Source organism: Paraburkholderia sp. BR10937 (assembly GCF_040965695.1).
Classification (GTDB): domain Bacteria; phylum Pseudomonadota; class Gammaproteobacteria; order Burkholderiales; family Burkholderiaceae; genus Paraburkholderia.
In genome coordinates this window covers 183,553-195,568 of sequence record NZ_JBFRCL010000005.1, presented here as the reverse complement: position 1 = coordinate 195,568, position 12,016 = coordinate 183,553, and the positions used below count along the sequence as shown (strand labels likewise).

Annotated in this window: 12 protein-coding genes; 7 read left to right on the top strand and 5 right to left on the bottom strand. The window is 63.7% G+C overall.

The annotated features are described in order from the left end of the window. The first annotated feature begins 32 nt into the window (after window positions 1-32). Entirely contained in the window at window positions 33-938 is a 906-nt protein-coding gene (locus AB4Y44_RS06590) for a sugar ABC transporter permease (RefSeq protein ID WP_342919091.1), read from the top strand. Beyond that, on the top strand, window positions 935-1,780 hold the full coding sequence (locus AB4Y44_RS06585) for a carbohydrate ABC transporter permease (RefSeq protein ID WP_368699020.1): 846 nt from the start codon (window positions 935-937) through the stop codon (window positions 1,778-1,780). Before AB4Y44_RS06590 ends, AB4Y44_RS06585 begins: the two co-directional genes overlap by 4 nt. A gap of 15 nt (window positions 1,781-1,795) precedes the next feature. On the opposite strand, the gene AB4Y44_RS06580 is transcribed toward AB4Y44_RS06585, so the two are convergent. From AB4Y44_RS06580 to AB4Y44_RS06570, 3 genes are all read right to left on the bottom strand, one after another. Beyond that, complete coding sequence (locus tag AB4Y44_RS06580) at window positions 1,796-1,999, bottom strand: glycine zipper 2TM domain-containing protein (protein WP_368699019.1); 204 nt, start codon at window positions 1,997-1,999, stop codon at window positions 1,796-1,798. A gap of 63 nt (window positions 2,000-2,062) precedes the next feature. Further along, window positions 2,063-3,004, bottom strand: a complete 942-nt coding sequence (locus AB4Y44_RS06575) for an AEC family transporter (protein ID WP_368699018.1) — start codon at window positions 3,002-3,004, stop codon at window positions 2,063-2,065. Between the two features lie 69 nt (window positions 3,005-3,073). Continuing rightward, window positions 3,074-4,561: a DHA2 family efflux MFS transporter permease subunit gene (locus AB4Y44_RS06570; protein ID WP_342919244.1), complete on the bottom strand. Its 1,488-nt coding sequence runs from the start codon at window positions 4,559-4,561 to the stop codon at window positions 3,074-3,076. A gap of 234 nt (window positions 4,562-4,795) precedes the next feature. On the opposite strand from AB4Y44_RS06570, the gene AB4Y44_RS06565 reads away from it, so the two are divergent. Continuing rightward, window positions 4,796-5,239 (top strand): MarR family transcriptional regulator, encoded by a 444-nt coding sequence (locus tag AB4Y44_RS06565; protein ID WP_342919094.1) that lies wholly within the window; start codon window positions 4,796-4,798, stop codon window positions 5,237-5,239. 19 nt (window positions 5,240-5,258) lie between these two features. Here the strand turns inward: AB4Y44_RS06565 and AB4Y44_RS06560 are convergent, their stop codons facing one another. Then, window positions 5,259-6,749, bottom strand: coding sequence for an aldehyde dehydrogenase (locus AB4Y44_RS06560; RefSeq protein ID WP_342919095.1), 1,491 nt, complete (start codon window positions 6,747-6,749; stop codon window positions 5,259-5,261). Window positions 6,750-6,831: 82 nt separating this feature from the next. Continuing rightward, window positions 6,832-7,383 (bottom strand): cupin domain-containing protein, encoded by a 552-nt coding sequence (locus tag AB4Y44_RS06555; protein WP_342919096.1) that lies wholly within the window; start codon window positions 7,381-7,383, stop codon window positions 6,832-6,834. Window positions 7,384-7,828: 445 nt separating this feature from the next. On the opposite strand from AB4Y44_RS06555, the gene AB4Y44_RS06550 reads away from it, so the two are divergent. From AB4Y44_RS06550 to AB4Y44_RS06535, 4 genes are all read left to right on the top strand, one after another. Then, complete coding sequence (locus AB4Y44_RS06550) at window positions 7,829-8,053, top strand: hypothetical protein (protein WP_236596917.1); 225 nt, start codon at window positions 7,829-7,831, stop codon at window positions 8,051-8,053. Between the two features lie 278 nt (window positions 8,054-8,331). Next, window positions 8,332-9,141: a gamma-glutamyl-gamma-aminobutyrate hydrolase family protein gene (locus tag AB4Y44_RS06545; RefSeq protein ID WP_342919097.1), complete on the top strand. Its 810-nt coding sequence runs from the start codon at window positions 8,332-8,334 to the stop codon at window positions 9,139-9,141. Between the two features lie 31 nt (window positions 9,142-9,172). Then, a complete protein-coding gene (locus AB4Y44_RS06540; RefSeq protein WP_342919098.1) occupies window positions 9,173-10,507 on the top strand; it encodes a glutamine synthetase family protein in 1,335 nt (444 codons plus the stop codon). A gap of 18 nt (window positions 10,508-10,525) precedes the next feature. After that, window positions 10,526-11,968, top strand: coding sequence for an aspartate aminotransferase family protein (locus AB4Y44_RS06535; RefSeq protein WP_342919099.1), 1,443 nt, complete (start codon window positions 10,526-10,528; stop codon window positions 11,966-11,968). Window positions 11,969-12,016 lie beyond the last annotated feature (48 nt).

The window sequence follows — 12,016 nt, the reverse complement described above, 5'->3', positions numbered from 1 at the left end:
ATGCCCCCGACCGATCACGCGCACGAACCCGCATGAGCCGACTTCCCCGCGCCGTTTCCGCGCCCCGCGCGCCCTGGCTCCTGATCGTGCCGAGTCTCGTGCTCGCGCTCTTCATCATCAGCTATCCGATCTTCAACATCGTGTATCAGTCGCTGCACGATGTGTCGCGCTTCGGGCAGATTCGCGACTTCAGCGGCCTGCAGAACTTCTATAACGTGTTCGGCGACCCGGTGTTCATGAGCGCCCTGAGGAACACGCTGATCTGGACATTCTTCGTCGTGGTGGGGACGGTCGGGATTTCCGTGCCGGTCGCGCTCGTGCTCAATCAGGACTTTTACGGCCGCGGCATTGCGCGCACGATCGTCATGCTGCCGTGGTCCGTCTCGCTCACGATGACGGCCGTGGTCTGGCGCTGGGCGTTCAACGACGACTACGGCATGGTCAACGTCACGCTGCAGCGCCTCGGCCTCGTTTCCGGGCCGATCCACTGGCTCGCGACGCCCGAGTATGCGTTCCCTGTCGAGATCTGCGTGGGCATACTCGTCTCGATCCCCTTCACGACCACGATCCTGCTGGGCGGCCTTTCCTCGGTGCCGGGCGATATCTACGAAGCCGCGCGCATCGACGGCGCAAGCGCCTGGCAGCAGTTCCGCCAGCTCACGCTTCCGCTGCTCAAGCCGTTCATCAACATGGCGGTCCTGCTGAACGTAATCTACGTGTTCAACTCGTTCCCGATCATCTGGGTGATGACCCAAGGCGGCCCCGACGACAGCACACATATTCTCGTCACGTACCTTTACGAACTCGGCTTCCGGTTAGGACGACCTGGCGAAGCTGCCGCCGTCTCGCTCATCATGCTCGTCATCCTGTTCGCCTTCTCGGTGGTCTACCTGCGCCTGCAGGCAAAACGCGGCAGCGCCGAAGGAGACCTGGCATGAACCGCAAGCTCAAACGCTCGATCTGGTGCTGGCTCGCGCTCTCGCCGCTCGTCGTGGCCGTGCTGTTCCCGTTCGCGGTGATGTTCTTCACCTCGTTCAAGCCGGCTTCGGAAGTGTTCGTGTTCCCGGCGCGCTGGCTGCCCATGCAGTGGCGCTGGCAAAACTACGTCGACATGTGGCAGGCCGCCAACTTCGGCGTCGCGCTGCGCAACAGCATCGTGGTGAGCTGTCTTTCTACCGCGCTCGCGCTCGCCGTGAGCCTGCCGGCCGCTTATGCGCTCGCGCGCTTTCCGTTCCGCGGGCGCGGCCTGTACCGCCAGTTCCTGCTCGTCACGCAGATGCTCTCGCCCATCCTGCTCGTGGTCGGCCTGTTCCGGCTCGCCGCGTTGATTCCGTACGGCGACGGCAATCTCGTCGATTCGAAGATCGGCGTGATCGTCTCTTATGCGGCGTTCAATATCGCGTTCGCCGTGTGGATGCTGTCGTCGTATTTCCAGACCGTGCCGCGCGATCTCGAAGAATCGGCGTGGCTCGAAGGCTGCAGCCGCACGGGCGCCGTGTTCCGCGTGTTCCTGCCGCTCGCGGTGCCGGCCGTGGTGGTCACGGCGATCTTCACGTTCATCAGCGCGTGGAATGAGTTCGCCGTGGTCTACACGCTGATCCGCTCGCCCGAGAACAAGACGCTCACGGTGCAGGTCACCGACATGGTGGCCGGCAAGTACACCGTCGAGTGGCAACTCGTCATGGCGGCAACGCTCGCGGCCACGCTGCCCGTGTCCGTGGTGTTCGCCTGGCTGCAGCGCTACATGGTGAAGGGGCTCGCGCTAGGCGCCGTGAAGTAACAGGGAGTCTCGCGCCTACTTGCCCAGTTCATGGCCGATCACGCCGCCGGCCACGGCACCGCCCACGGTGCCGACCGCGCTGCCGTTGGTGGCCCGGTTGCCGATATAGCCACCCGCGGCGGCGCCGCCCAGCGTGCAGGCTCCCGTGCCCGCTGCGGTGAGCACGACGGTGATGACGAGTGAGGCGCGCGCGGCGCTTAAGCGTCGTAGCCAGTTCATCGCCGATTCTCCTGATCGATGGTCCTGGCTTTCATGCCAGCAAGCATCGTGCCGCGCCGGCCTTCAGCCGTGATGCAGATGCAGCAGGATCAGCGTGAGCGTGACGAGCGAACCGAGCGTGGAATGCAAAATGGTGCGCGAAGTCACGTGCGCCTCGCGCCGGTAGTACTCGGCGAGCATGAACGGGCCGGTGCCCGTGGGCAGCGCCGCGAGCAACACCGCGATTTCCACGAGCGGGTCAGGCAGCCCGAATACGCGATCGGCCAGCCACCACGTGAGCAGCGGCTGCGCGACGAGCTTGCAGAGCGTGAGCCACCACGACGACTCGCGCGACGCTTCGCCGCTCGCGCGGCGTTCGGCGAGAAAGAGCCCGAGGCTCACGAGCGCGCACGGGCTCGCCGCGCCGCCCAGCAGCTTGAGGAACGTTTCCTCGCTGGCAGGCAGCGTGACATGCGTGGCCGAAACGACCGCCCCCAGCGCCGGCGCAACCAGCAGCGGATTGCGCAGAAGCGAGCGCACGACCTTGATGGCGAGCCGGTGCGGACGCCGCTCGCTTTGCAGTCCCGTTTCGATCAGCACGATGGCGATGGCGAACAGCACACAGACCACGAGGATCGTCGCGATGGTCGTGGGCGTGAGGCTCGGCGGCCCGAAGGCGATCATGCCCAGCGGGAAGCCCACGTAGCCGGTATTCGGATATGCGGCAGCAAGCCCGTCGATGCTCGCATCCGCAAGCGGGCGGCCGAGGAATACGCGCGCCCCCACGACGGCGACGAATACGGCAAGTCCCGCAAGTCCGAATGCCGCAACGAACGCCGGCTGATATAGCTCGTGCCACGTTGCGTGCGCAAGGATATCGAAGAGCAGCGCGGGAAGCGCGAGCCACACGACGAAGCGGTTCAGCTCGGAAGCCGCGGCGGGGCCGAGGACATTCGTGCGACGGCAGGCGAAGCCCGCGAAAATGAGGCCGAAAACCGGCAGGAGAATGGAAACGGCAGAAAGCATCGGGATTCGTGAATGCAAAGCGCGCGGGAGTGCCGCGCGCCAGGGTGAAACGGAAGACGAACCGTTTCGCTAATCCATCGCCGCGTGACTCGTGTCGACGGTGGCGGCGCTCGGGCCGGTGCGGATCAGAAAGAGCAGCGGAATCACGAGCAGCGTCGCCACGAACATCATCTTGAAGTCGTTCAGATACGCGATCATCTGGGCTTGCTGCGTGATCGACTGGTTGAGCAAGGCGAGATCGTACCGCGAACCGCTTTCGAGCATCTGCTGAACCGCAGGATTGAACGGGGTGATGTTCGCGGCGAGGTCCGAGTGCGCGACCTGCGCGCCGCGCGTGACGAAAGTCTGCACGATCGAAATGCCGATACTGCTGCCGATGTTGCGCATGAGGCTATAGGTGGCCGTGCCATCCGCGCGCAGTTGCGGTGTCAGCGTCGAGAACGTCAGCGCGGAAAGCGGCACGAACACGAAGCCGAGGCCAAAGCCCTGCACCACGCCCGGCCACACGATATCCGAGGGCGACAGCACGAGCGTGTACTGCATCATCTGCCAGAGCGCGTACGCGGAGACCACGAAACCGAACAGCAGCATGATGCGCGCGTCCACGCGTTTCAATATGCGTCCCGCTATCAGCATGGCGATCATGGTGCCCGCGCCGCTCGGCGCAGTCACGAGCCCGGTGGTGGCGACCGGATAGCCCATGAGGTTCTGCAGCATGGGCGGCAGCAGCGCGCGCGTGGCGTAGAGCACCGCGCCGATCACGAAGATGAAGAGCGTGCCCGTGGCGAAGTTGCGGTCCTTGAGCAACTGATAGCGAAAGAACGTGCCGGGCCCCGACGTGGCCGTATGCACGACGAAGAACGCAAAGGCAATGATCGCCACCAGCGCTTCGATGCGGATCTCCAGCGAGCCGAACCAGTCGAGCTGCTCGCCGCGGTCGAGCAAGGCCTGCAGCGCGCCGATGGCGAGCGCGAGCGTGGCGAAGCCGAACACGTCGAAGCGCTGCGTGCGGCCGGGCACGCGGGCGGGCATGAAGGTCGAGACGCCGAAGAACGCAAACAGGCCGACCGGCACGTTGATGAAGAACACCCAGCGCCAGTTGTAGCTGTCCGTGAGCCAGCCGCCCAGCGTCGGCCCGAGCACGGGGCCGACCATCACGCCCATGCCCCACACGGCCATGGCCTGCCCCTGGCGCTCGCGCGGATTGATGTCGAGAAGAATGGACTGCGAGAGCGGCACGAGCGACGCGCCGAACACGCCCTGCAGCAACCGGGAAGCGACGATCTCGCCGAGCGTTTCGGAAAGCCCGCACAGCGCCGAGGCCACGGTGAAGCCCGCAATCGCCACGCCAAGCAGCCGCTTGACGCCGTAGCGGTCGGCGAGCCAGCCCGTGAGCGGCGTGGCAATGGCGGCTGCGACGATATACGAGGTGAGCACCCAGGTGATCTCGTCCTGGGAGGCAGACAGCGTGCCCTGCATGTGCGGCAGCGCGACATTGGCGATCGTGCTGTCCAGCGTCTGCATCAGCGTGGCGAGCATGATCGAGAGCGTGATCATGCCGCGATTGAGCGGGGCTTCCTTGACCGGCTCCGCCCGATGCTGCGCGGCGGAGCCGTCCTGCATGACTGCGGTCATCGTGCGGTTGACTTGCGGCTATCTTGATTGGGGGGCGGAGCGCTTCAAATTAATAAGCCTGCTTATTATACGACTCGCGCGTGCCGACGCAATCGGTATCGCCGGGAAGAGGACGCTCGTGAGAAGGCGCAAGCCGCACGCCCGTATAATCGCGCGATGACTACCGACCTCGAAAAGCGCTTTGGCTTCCTGGTCGTCGACGTGGGCCGGCTCTATGGCAAACGTTACGACGAGCTTGCGAAGTCGTCGCTCGAACTCACGCGTGCGCAGTGCCGCATGATCGCGTACCTCGCGCACTACGGCGACATGAACCAGGCGCGCCTCGCCGAACTGCTGGAAGTGGCGCCCATTTCCGCGGGGCGGCTGCTCGAGCGCATGGAAGAAGGCGGCTGGGTCGTGCGCACGCCCAACCCTGACGACCGCCGCGAATTGCTGGTGAGCCTGACGCCCAGGGCGGCAGGCGTGCTCACGGGCGCACGCCGCGTGGGCGACGAAGTCCAGGCGGAAGCCCTGGCGGGCTTCACGCCTGAAGAAGCCGAGCAGTTCGGCACGATGCTTCAGCGCGTGCGCGCCAATCTCGGCGCGCTGGTGGAACGGTAGCCCGCAGCGCTAACTGGCGTCAGCGCAGCCGCACGAGCGTGGACTTGAGTTCCGTGTACTTCTCGAGCGCGTGCAAAGACTTGTCGCGGCCGTTGCCGGATTCCTTGAAGCCGCCGAACGGGAAGTTCATGTCCCCGCCTTCGTCGTAGCAGTTCACCCAGACAGTGCCCGCGCGCAGCCTGCGCGAAATTTCATGCGCGTGCGTGAGGTTCGCGGTCCAGACGGCCGCCGCGAGCCCATAGTCACTGTCGTTGGCAATGCGCACCGCTTCGTCGATCGTGCTGAACGTGATGACCGACAGTACCGGCCCGAAGATTTCCTCGCGCGCGATCTTCGTGTCGTGATGCGTATCGAACACCGTGGGCTCCACGTAGAAGCCGCCACCCTCGGCATTCACGCGTTCGCCGCCGGTCAGCAGCTTCGAATCCTTGCGGCCGGCCTCGATATAGCTCAGCACCCGCTCCAGCTGAATCTTGTCGATGATCGCGCCCATCGACACCTCCGGATCGAGAGGATTGCCAGGCTTATAAGCCTTCGCGGCCTCGACGAGCTTCGCAAGGAATACGTCCTTGATCTCGTGATGCACGAGCAGACGCGAGCCCGCCGTACACATTTCACCCATGTTGTAGAAGATCGCACCCGCCGCAGCATGCGCCGCGCGGTCGAGATCCGGGCAGTCGTGCAGCACGATGTTGGGCGACTTGCCGCCCAGCTCGAGCCACACGCGTTTGAGGTTCGACTGGCCCGCGTACTGCATGATCTGCTTGCCCACGTTCGTCGAGCCCGTGAACGCAATGCAGTCCACGTCGCGATGCAAGCCGAGCAGCTTGCCGGGTTCCCCGCCACCGGGCAACACGTTGAATACGCCCGCCGGAATGCCGGCCTCGTGGGCGAGTTGCGCCATGCGAATGGCCGTAAGCGGCGACTTCTCCGAAGGCTTGAGCACAACGCTGTTGCCCGCCGCGAGTGCGGGCCCGAACTTCCACGAGGCCATCAGGATCGGGAAATTCCACGGCACGACGGCGGCTACGACGCCAATGGGCTCTCGCGTGACGAGGCCCACGAGATGATGATCGGCGGGCACGACTTCGCCGCCCACCTTGTCGATGGCTTCCGCGAACCATTCCACGCAATAAGCTGCGCCCGGCACGTCCACGGTCGTCGTGTCGCCAATGGGCTTGCCTGCGTCGAGCGTTTCGAGCAGCGCGAGTTCGTCGAGATGCTCGCGCATGAGCGCGGCCCAGCGCAGCAGAACGGCCTTGCGCGCACGCGGATTCAGGCCGGCCCAAACCCCTTCGTCGAACACGCGGCGAGCGGCGCCCACCGCGGCATCGACATCGGCTGCGCCGCAATCGGCCACGCTGGCGAGCACGCGGCCGTCGATCGGGCTCACGCAATCGAACGTGCGGCCCGAATACGCGTCGCGATACGCGCCGTCGATGAATGCGCGGCCTTCGATCGAAAGCGTCGCGGCCTTGTCCTGCCAGTAAGTGAAAGTTTTCTTTTCCATCAGGATGCCTCAATGATTTGCGATCCACCTTGCACGCCGCAGTGCAGCGTCACAGGTGAAACGGGTTCGCGCGATCAGGGAGTCAGAAGGTGGGCGGCGAATTGGCCGACACCACTTCGCAGACTTCGTTCGCGCTGGGATTGCGAAACCGGTGCGGGAAGCGGCTTTCGAAATAGTAGCTGTCTCCGGGGTCGAGCAGCCAGGTCGTGCCGTCTACGGTCAGCTCGAGTTGTCCGGCGACCACCACGCCGCCTTCGTGCCCCGCGTGCACCAGCATTTCAGGGCCGGTATCGGCAAGCGGCTGATAGACCTCGCGCATGATGCCCATGTTGCGATCTTTCACATTCGCGCCGGCCAGATAGAACTCGATCGACGCGTTGCCGAGATTCGGCATTTCGCCGCGCCGCGACACGACTTCTGTCCCTTCGGTCAGGTCGAAGGTGAAGAATTCGGCGAGGCTCATCGGAATGCATTCGAGCAGCTTCTTGAGCGATCCCACAGAGGGACTGACGCGACTTTGCTCGATCAGCGAGATCGCGCCATTGGTCACGCCTGCGCGCTTGGCGAGCTCGCGCTGCGACAAACCGTAGCGTTTGCGGACATAACGTAGACGCGTGGCGACTTCGGATGACACAGAGGCGGACTCGGACACGATGAAGGACCGTTGGCAGTGAACGCGCGTGGACAGGACGCGGTGGACGTGTTGAATATTCTAATCAGTTTGCTTTATTTTGCGTCAGTACAAACCCCTGTAAGTTATTCGAAATATAAGTGCAGGAGCCGATATTTCGCATAGCGTGCTATTTCAAAGGGCTCTCGGGGAAAGTGCTGACATCAAAAACTTGAAAAAATAATTGACGCCCTTTTTGACTCGTATATGCTGAACTACAGGTCGAGCACAACATCGTTTCTGCCGCATTGCAACGCAAAAAGCGCGTTTTATGCGAGAAACATAGCGAGTCGACTGAGTTTGGAAAGCAATACATCGATGTCGTTCAATGTTTAATGCATTACTCAAATTGGCGACCTTGAATGCTTGAACCAGACGTCTTTTTCAACGCAACCAGTCGAGTGTTATTGTGAGAGTCCGTGGCCCTCTGGTGAGGTGGGATCGTAGTCATGCGAGGTGTCTTCGCAGTGACTGCACCGCCATCGCCGACGGCAGTAGCGGCAGGCTTGCCTCTCGCCTGTTCCTGTCCGTCTTCACGATCCTTTCCCGCCGCTCTGTGCGGCGTCACAACTCGGTCTCCGCACGCGCCTTCATTGCCGTCCACACGGACGAAGTCGCGTCGCTTCTGCCCTAGCGCCTCTCCCTCCCGCGCCGTTCGTTTTCTTCGCCGTCGTTGGTTCGCGAAGTGTCCTGTTGCGCCTTCGCGATATGGCTGCGCACGCCTGAACACCGTCGCGCCTCACAACGGCAAGAAACGAACCGCCTACATGATCTCCACGCGCAGCGCCATCCGTTAGCGCCGCTGCACGGAGCACACAGGGTTTGTAGTTTTGCCTCCAGCAAGGCTGCAAGGTCATGTCACGCCCGTCGCGTTGATACATCGCACACGGGCAAGCAAGCGAATCATTAGTCATGCGAACCAGACCAGTAGTTGGCGTTACGGCCGACCGCACGATGATGGGACCGCACGCGTCACATGTTGCCGGTGAGAAGTACATCGCCGCGGCTGTGGATGGAGCAGGCGCGCTCGCATTCGTGCTGCCCGCCCTGGGCGAGCGGCAGGCTGCGGCCGACATTCTCGAAGCCGTGGACGGACTGCTTTTCACGGGCAGCTATTCGAACGTCGAGCCGCATCGTTATGGCGGCGCGGCGAGCGAGAGCGGCACGCTGCACGACCCCGCTCGCGACGCCACCACGCTGCCGCTCATGCGCGCCGCGATCGAGGCGGGCGTGCCGGTGCTCGCCATTTGCCGCGGCTTCCAGGAGATGAACGTGGTGTTCGGCGGCACGCTGCATCAGCAGGTGCACAACGTTGCACGCTACGACGACCATCGCGAGAACAAGGACGATCCGCTCGACACGCAATACGGTCCGGCGCACGCGTTGAAGCTCGTGGAAGGCGGTGTGCTGCAACAGCTTGCGGGCGGCGCACGCGAAGCCCGCGTGAATTCGCTGCACGGTCAGGGCATCGAACGGCTGGGCGCGGGCCTCGTAGCTGAAGGCTTCGCACCCGACGGCCTCATCGAAGCCGTGAGCGTCGCGAACGCACCGGGCTTCGCACTCGGCGTGCAGTGGCACCCCGAATGGAGGTATGCGGAGGATGCATTGTCCACCGCCATCTTCCGCACGTTCGGCGAAGCCTGCCGCAACCACATGCTGGCCCGAATACCGGGCGGGGCCGGACACGACGTGGCGCATGCCCCGCACGCCGCCCACGCCTGATGCCGGCCCTTACAGAACAGAGAGAAAGATCATGCATGAAATCGACGAATTCCTGAAAAAGCATCACATCACCGAAATCGAAGCCATCATCCCCGACATGGCGGGCATTGCGCGCGGCAAGATCATTCCGCGCAGCAAGTTCGAATCGGGCGAGGCGATGCGCCTGCCGCAAGCCGTGATGATCCAGACCGTGACGGGCGACTACCCCGAAGACGGCAGCCTCACCGGCGTGACCGACCCCGACATGGTGTGCGTGCCCGATCCCTCGACGATCCGCATCATTCCATGGGCCGTCGATCCCACCGCACAGGTGATTCACGACTGCGTGCATTTCGACGGCACGCCTGTCGAAATCTCGCCGCGCCGCGTGCTGCGCCGCGTCCTCGACCTGTATGCCGCGAAGGGCTGGAAGCCGGTGATCGCGCCGGAACTCGAGTTCTATCTCGTCGATATGAACAAGGATCCGGATATTCCGCTCGCGCCGCCCATCGGCCGTACGGGCCGTCCGGAAACGGGCCGCCAGGCGTATTCGATCGAAGCGGTGAACGAGTTCGATCCGCTGTTCGAAGACATCTACGAGTACTGCGATATTCAGGACCTCGAAGTCGATACGCTGATTCACGAAGTGGGCGCGGCGCAGATGGAAATCAACTTCCTGCACGGCGATCCGCTCAATCTCGCCGACCGCGTGTTTCTCTTCAAGCGCACGGTGCGCGAGGCGGCGCTGCGCCACCACATGTACGCCACCTTCATGGCGAAGCCCATGGAGAACGAGCCGGGCTCGGCCATGCACATCCATCAGAGCCTCGTCTCGGCGGAAAGTGGCCAGAACCTCTTCACGGGCTCCGACGGCAAGCCGACGGACATGTTCTACGCGTATATCGCGGGACAGCAGAAGTACACACCCGCGCTGATGCCGATCTTCGCGCCGTACATCAACTCGTATCGTCGCCTTTCGCGCTTCATGGCAGCGCCGATCAACGTGGCATGGGGCTACGACAACCGCACGGTGGGCTTCCGCGTGCCGTACTCGTCGCCGGCCGCGCGCCGTGTGGAAAACCGCATTCCCGGCGTGGACACCAATCCGTACCTCGCGATCGCCGCGACTCTCGCCGCCGGCTACCTCGGCATGACGCAGCACCTCAAGCCCACGGAACCGCTCGTGAGTGACGGCTATTCGCTGCCCTACCAGTTGCCCCGCAACCTGGAAGAAGGCCTCACGTTGATGAGCGCAAGCGAACCGCTCATGGGCATCCTCGGCGAGAAGTTCGTGCGCGCCTACCTCGCGCTCAAGGAAACCGAATACGAAGCCTATTTCCGCGTGATCAGTTCATGGGAACGCAAGCACCTGCTGCTGCACGTGTAAGCGAAAGGAGACACAGCAATGAGCTATCGAATCGACGCCCCCGCCAGCGCGCTGCAGGAAGTGCCGACGACGCTACGCGCGCAATCCAGCCGGACGGCGCGCTCGACGAGCGAGTACCGCGCGCTCGACGCCGCGCATCACATTCATCCGTTTTCGGACATGGGCTCGCTCAACCAGACGGGCAGCCGCGTGATCGTGAAAGCGAAAGGCGTGTACCTGTGGGACTCGGAAGGCAACCAGATCATCGACGGCATGGCCGGGCTCTGGTGCGTGAACGTGGGCTATGGCCGCAAGGAACTGGCCGACGCCGCCTATGAGCAGATGCAGGAACTGCCGTTCTACAACACGTTCTTCAAGACCACGCACCCGCCCGTCATCGAATTGTCGGCGCTGCTCGCGCAGCTTTCGCCCGAGCCGTTCAACCACTTCTTCTATTGCAACAGCGGCTCCGAAGGCAACGACACGGTGCTGCGCATCGTGCATCAGTACTGGCTCACGCAAGGCAAGCCCTCGAAGAAGGTCGTCATCTCGCGCCGGAATGCGTATCACGGCTCGACGATTGCGGGCGGTACGCTGGGCGGCATGGGCTACATGCACGAGCAGATGCCCTCGAAGGTCGAGAATGTCGTGCACATCGACCAGCCGTACTTCTATGGCGAAGCGCAAGGCAACCTGTCGCCCGAGGAATTCGGCCTCGCGCGTGCGCAGCAGCTCGAAGCGAAGATTCTCGAAGTGGGCGCGGAGAACGTGGCCGCCTTCATCGGCGAGCCGTTCCAGGGCGCGGGCGGCGTGATCTTCCCGCCCTCGACCTACTGGCCGGAAATCCAGCGCATCTGCCGCAAGTACGACATCCTGCTCTGCGCCGACGAAGTGATCGGCGGCTTCGGCCGCACCGGCGAATGGTTCGCGCATCAGCACTTCGGCTTCGAGCCCGACCTCATCACGATGGCCAAGGGCCTCACGAGCGGCTATGTGCCGATGGGCGCAGTGGGCATTCACGACCGCATTGCGAAGGCGCTCATCGAGAACGGCGAGTTCAATCATGGCCTTACGTACTCGGGGCATCCGGTCGCCGCCGCCGTGGCCGTGGCGAACCTCAAGCTGCTGCGCGACGAAGGCATCGTCACGCGCGTGAAGAACGATACCGGCCCGTACTTCCAGCAACGCCTGCGCGAAACGTTCGCCAATCATCCGATCATCGGCGACATCTCGGGCGCGGGTCTCGTGGCGGGCCTGCAGCTCGCCGAAGATCCGAAGGCGCGCAAGCGCTTCGCGAATGGCGGCGAGGTGGGCACGCTGTGCCGCGACTTCTGCTTCAACGGCAATCTCATCATGCGCGCCACGGGCGACCGCATGCTGCTCTCGCCGCCGCTCGTCGTCACGCGCGGCGAGATCGATGAAATCGTGTCGAAGGCGAAGAAGGCCATCGACGCAACTGCGCAACAACTGGGTCTCTCTTAACGCGGCTTGTCCACGGCGGGCGGCGCAACGGGGTGCTGGGCCTCCCGC

Excerpts from the sequence above, each read along its gene's own strand:
- AB4Y44_RS06590 (WP_342919091.1), top strand. The coding sequence starts at position 33 with ATGAGCCGACTTCCCCGCGCCGTTTCCGCGCCCCGCGCGCCCTGGCTC.
- AB4Y44_RS06585 (WP_368699020.1), top strand. The coding sequence starts at position 935 with ATGAACCGCAAGCTCAAACGCTCGATCTGGTGCTGGCTCGCGCTCTCG.
- AB4Y44_RS06580 (WP_368699019.1), bottom strand. The coding sequence starts at position 1,999 with ATGAACTGGCTACGACGCTTAAGCGCCGCGCGCGCCTCACTCGTCATC.
- AB4Y44_RS06575 (WP_368699018.1), bottom strand. The coding sequence starts at position 3,004 with ATGCTTTCTGCCGTTTCCATTCTCCTGCCGGTTTTCGGCCTCATTTTC.
- AB4Y44_RS06570 (WP_342919244.1), bottom strand. The coding sequence starts at position 4,561 with ATGATCACGCTCTCGATCATGCTCGCCACGCTGATGCAGACGCTGGAC.
- AB4Y44_RS06565 (WP_342919094.1), top strand. The coding sequence starts at position 4,796 with ATGACTACCGACCTCGAAAAGCGCTTTGGCTTCCTGGTCGTCGACGTG.
- AB4Y44_RS06560 (WP_342919095.1), bottom strand. The coding sequence starts at position 6,749 with ATGGAAAAGAAAACTTTCACTTACTGGCAGGACAAGGCCGCGACGCTT.
- AB4Y44_RS06545 (WP_342919097.1), top strand. The coding sequence starts at position 8,332 with ATGCGAACCAGACCAGTAGTTGGCGTTACGGCCGACCGCACGATGATG.
- AB4Y44_RS06540 (WP_342919098.1), top strand. The coding sequence starts at position 9,173 with ATGCATGAAATCGACGAATTCCTGAAAAAGCATCACATCACCGAAATC.
- AB4Y44_RS06535 (WP_342919099.1), top strand. The coding sequence starts at position 10,526 with ATGAGCTATCGAATCGACGCCCCCGCCAGCGCGCTGCAGGAAGTGCCG.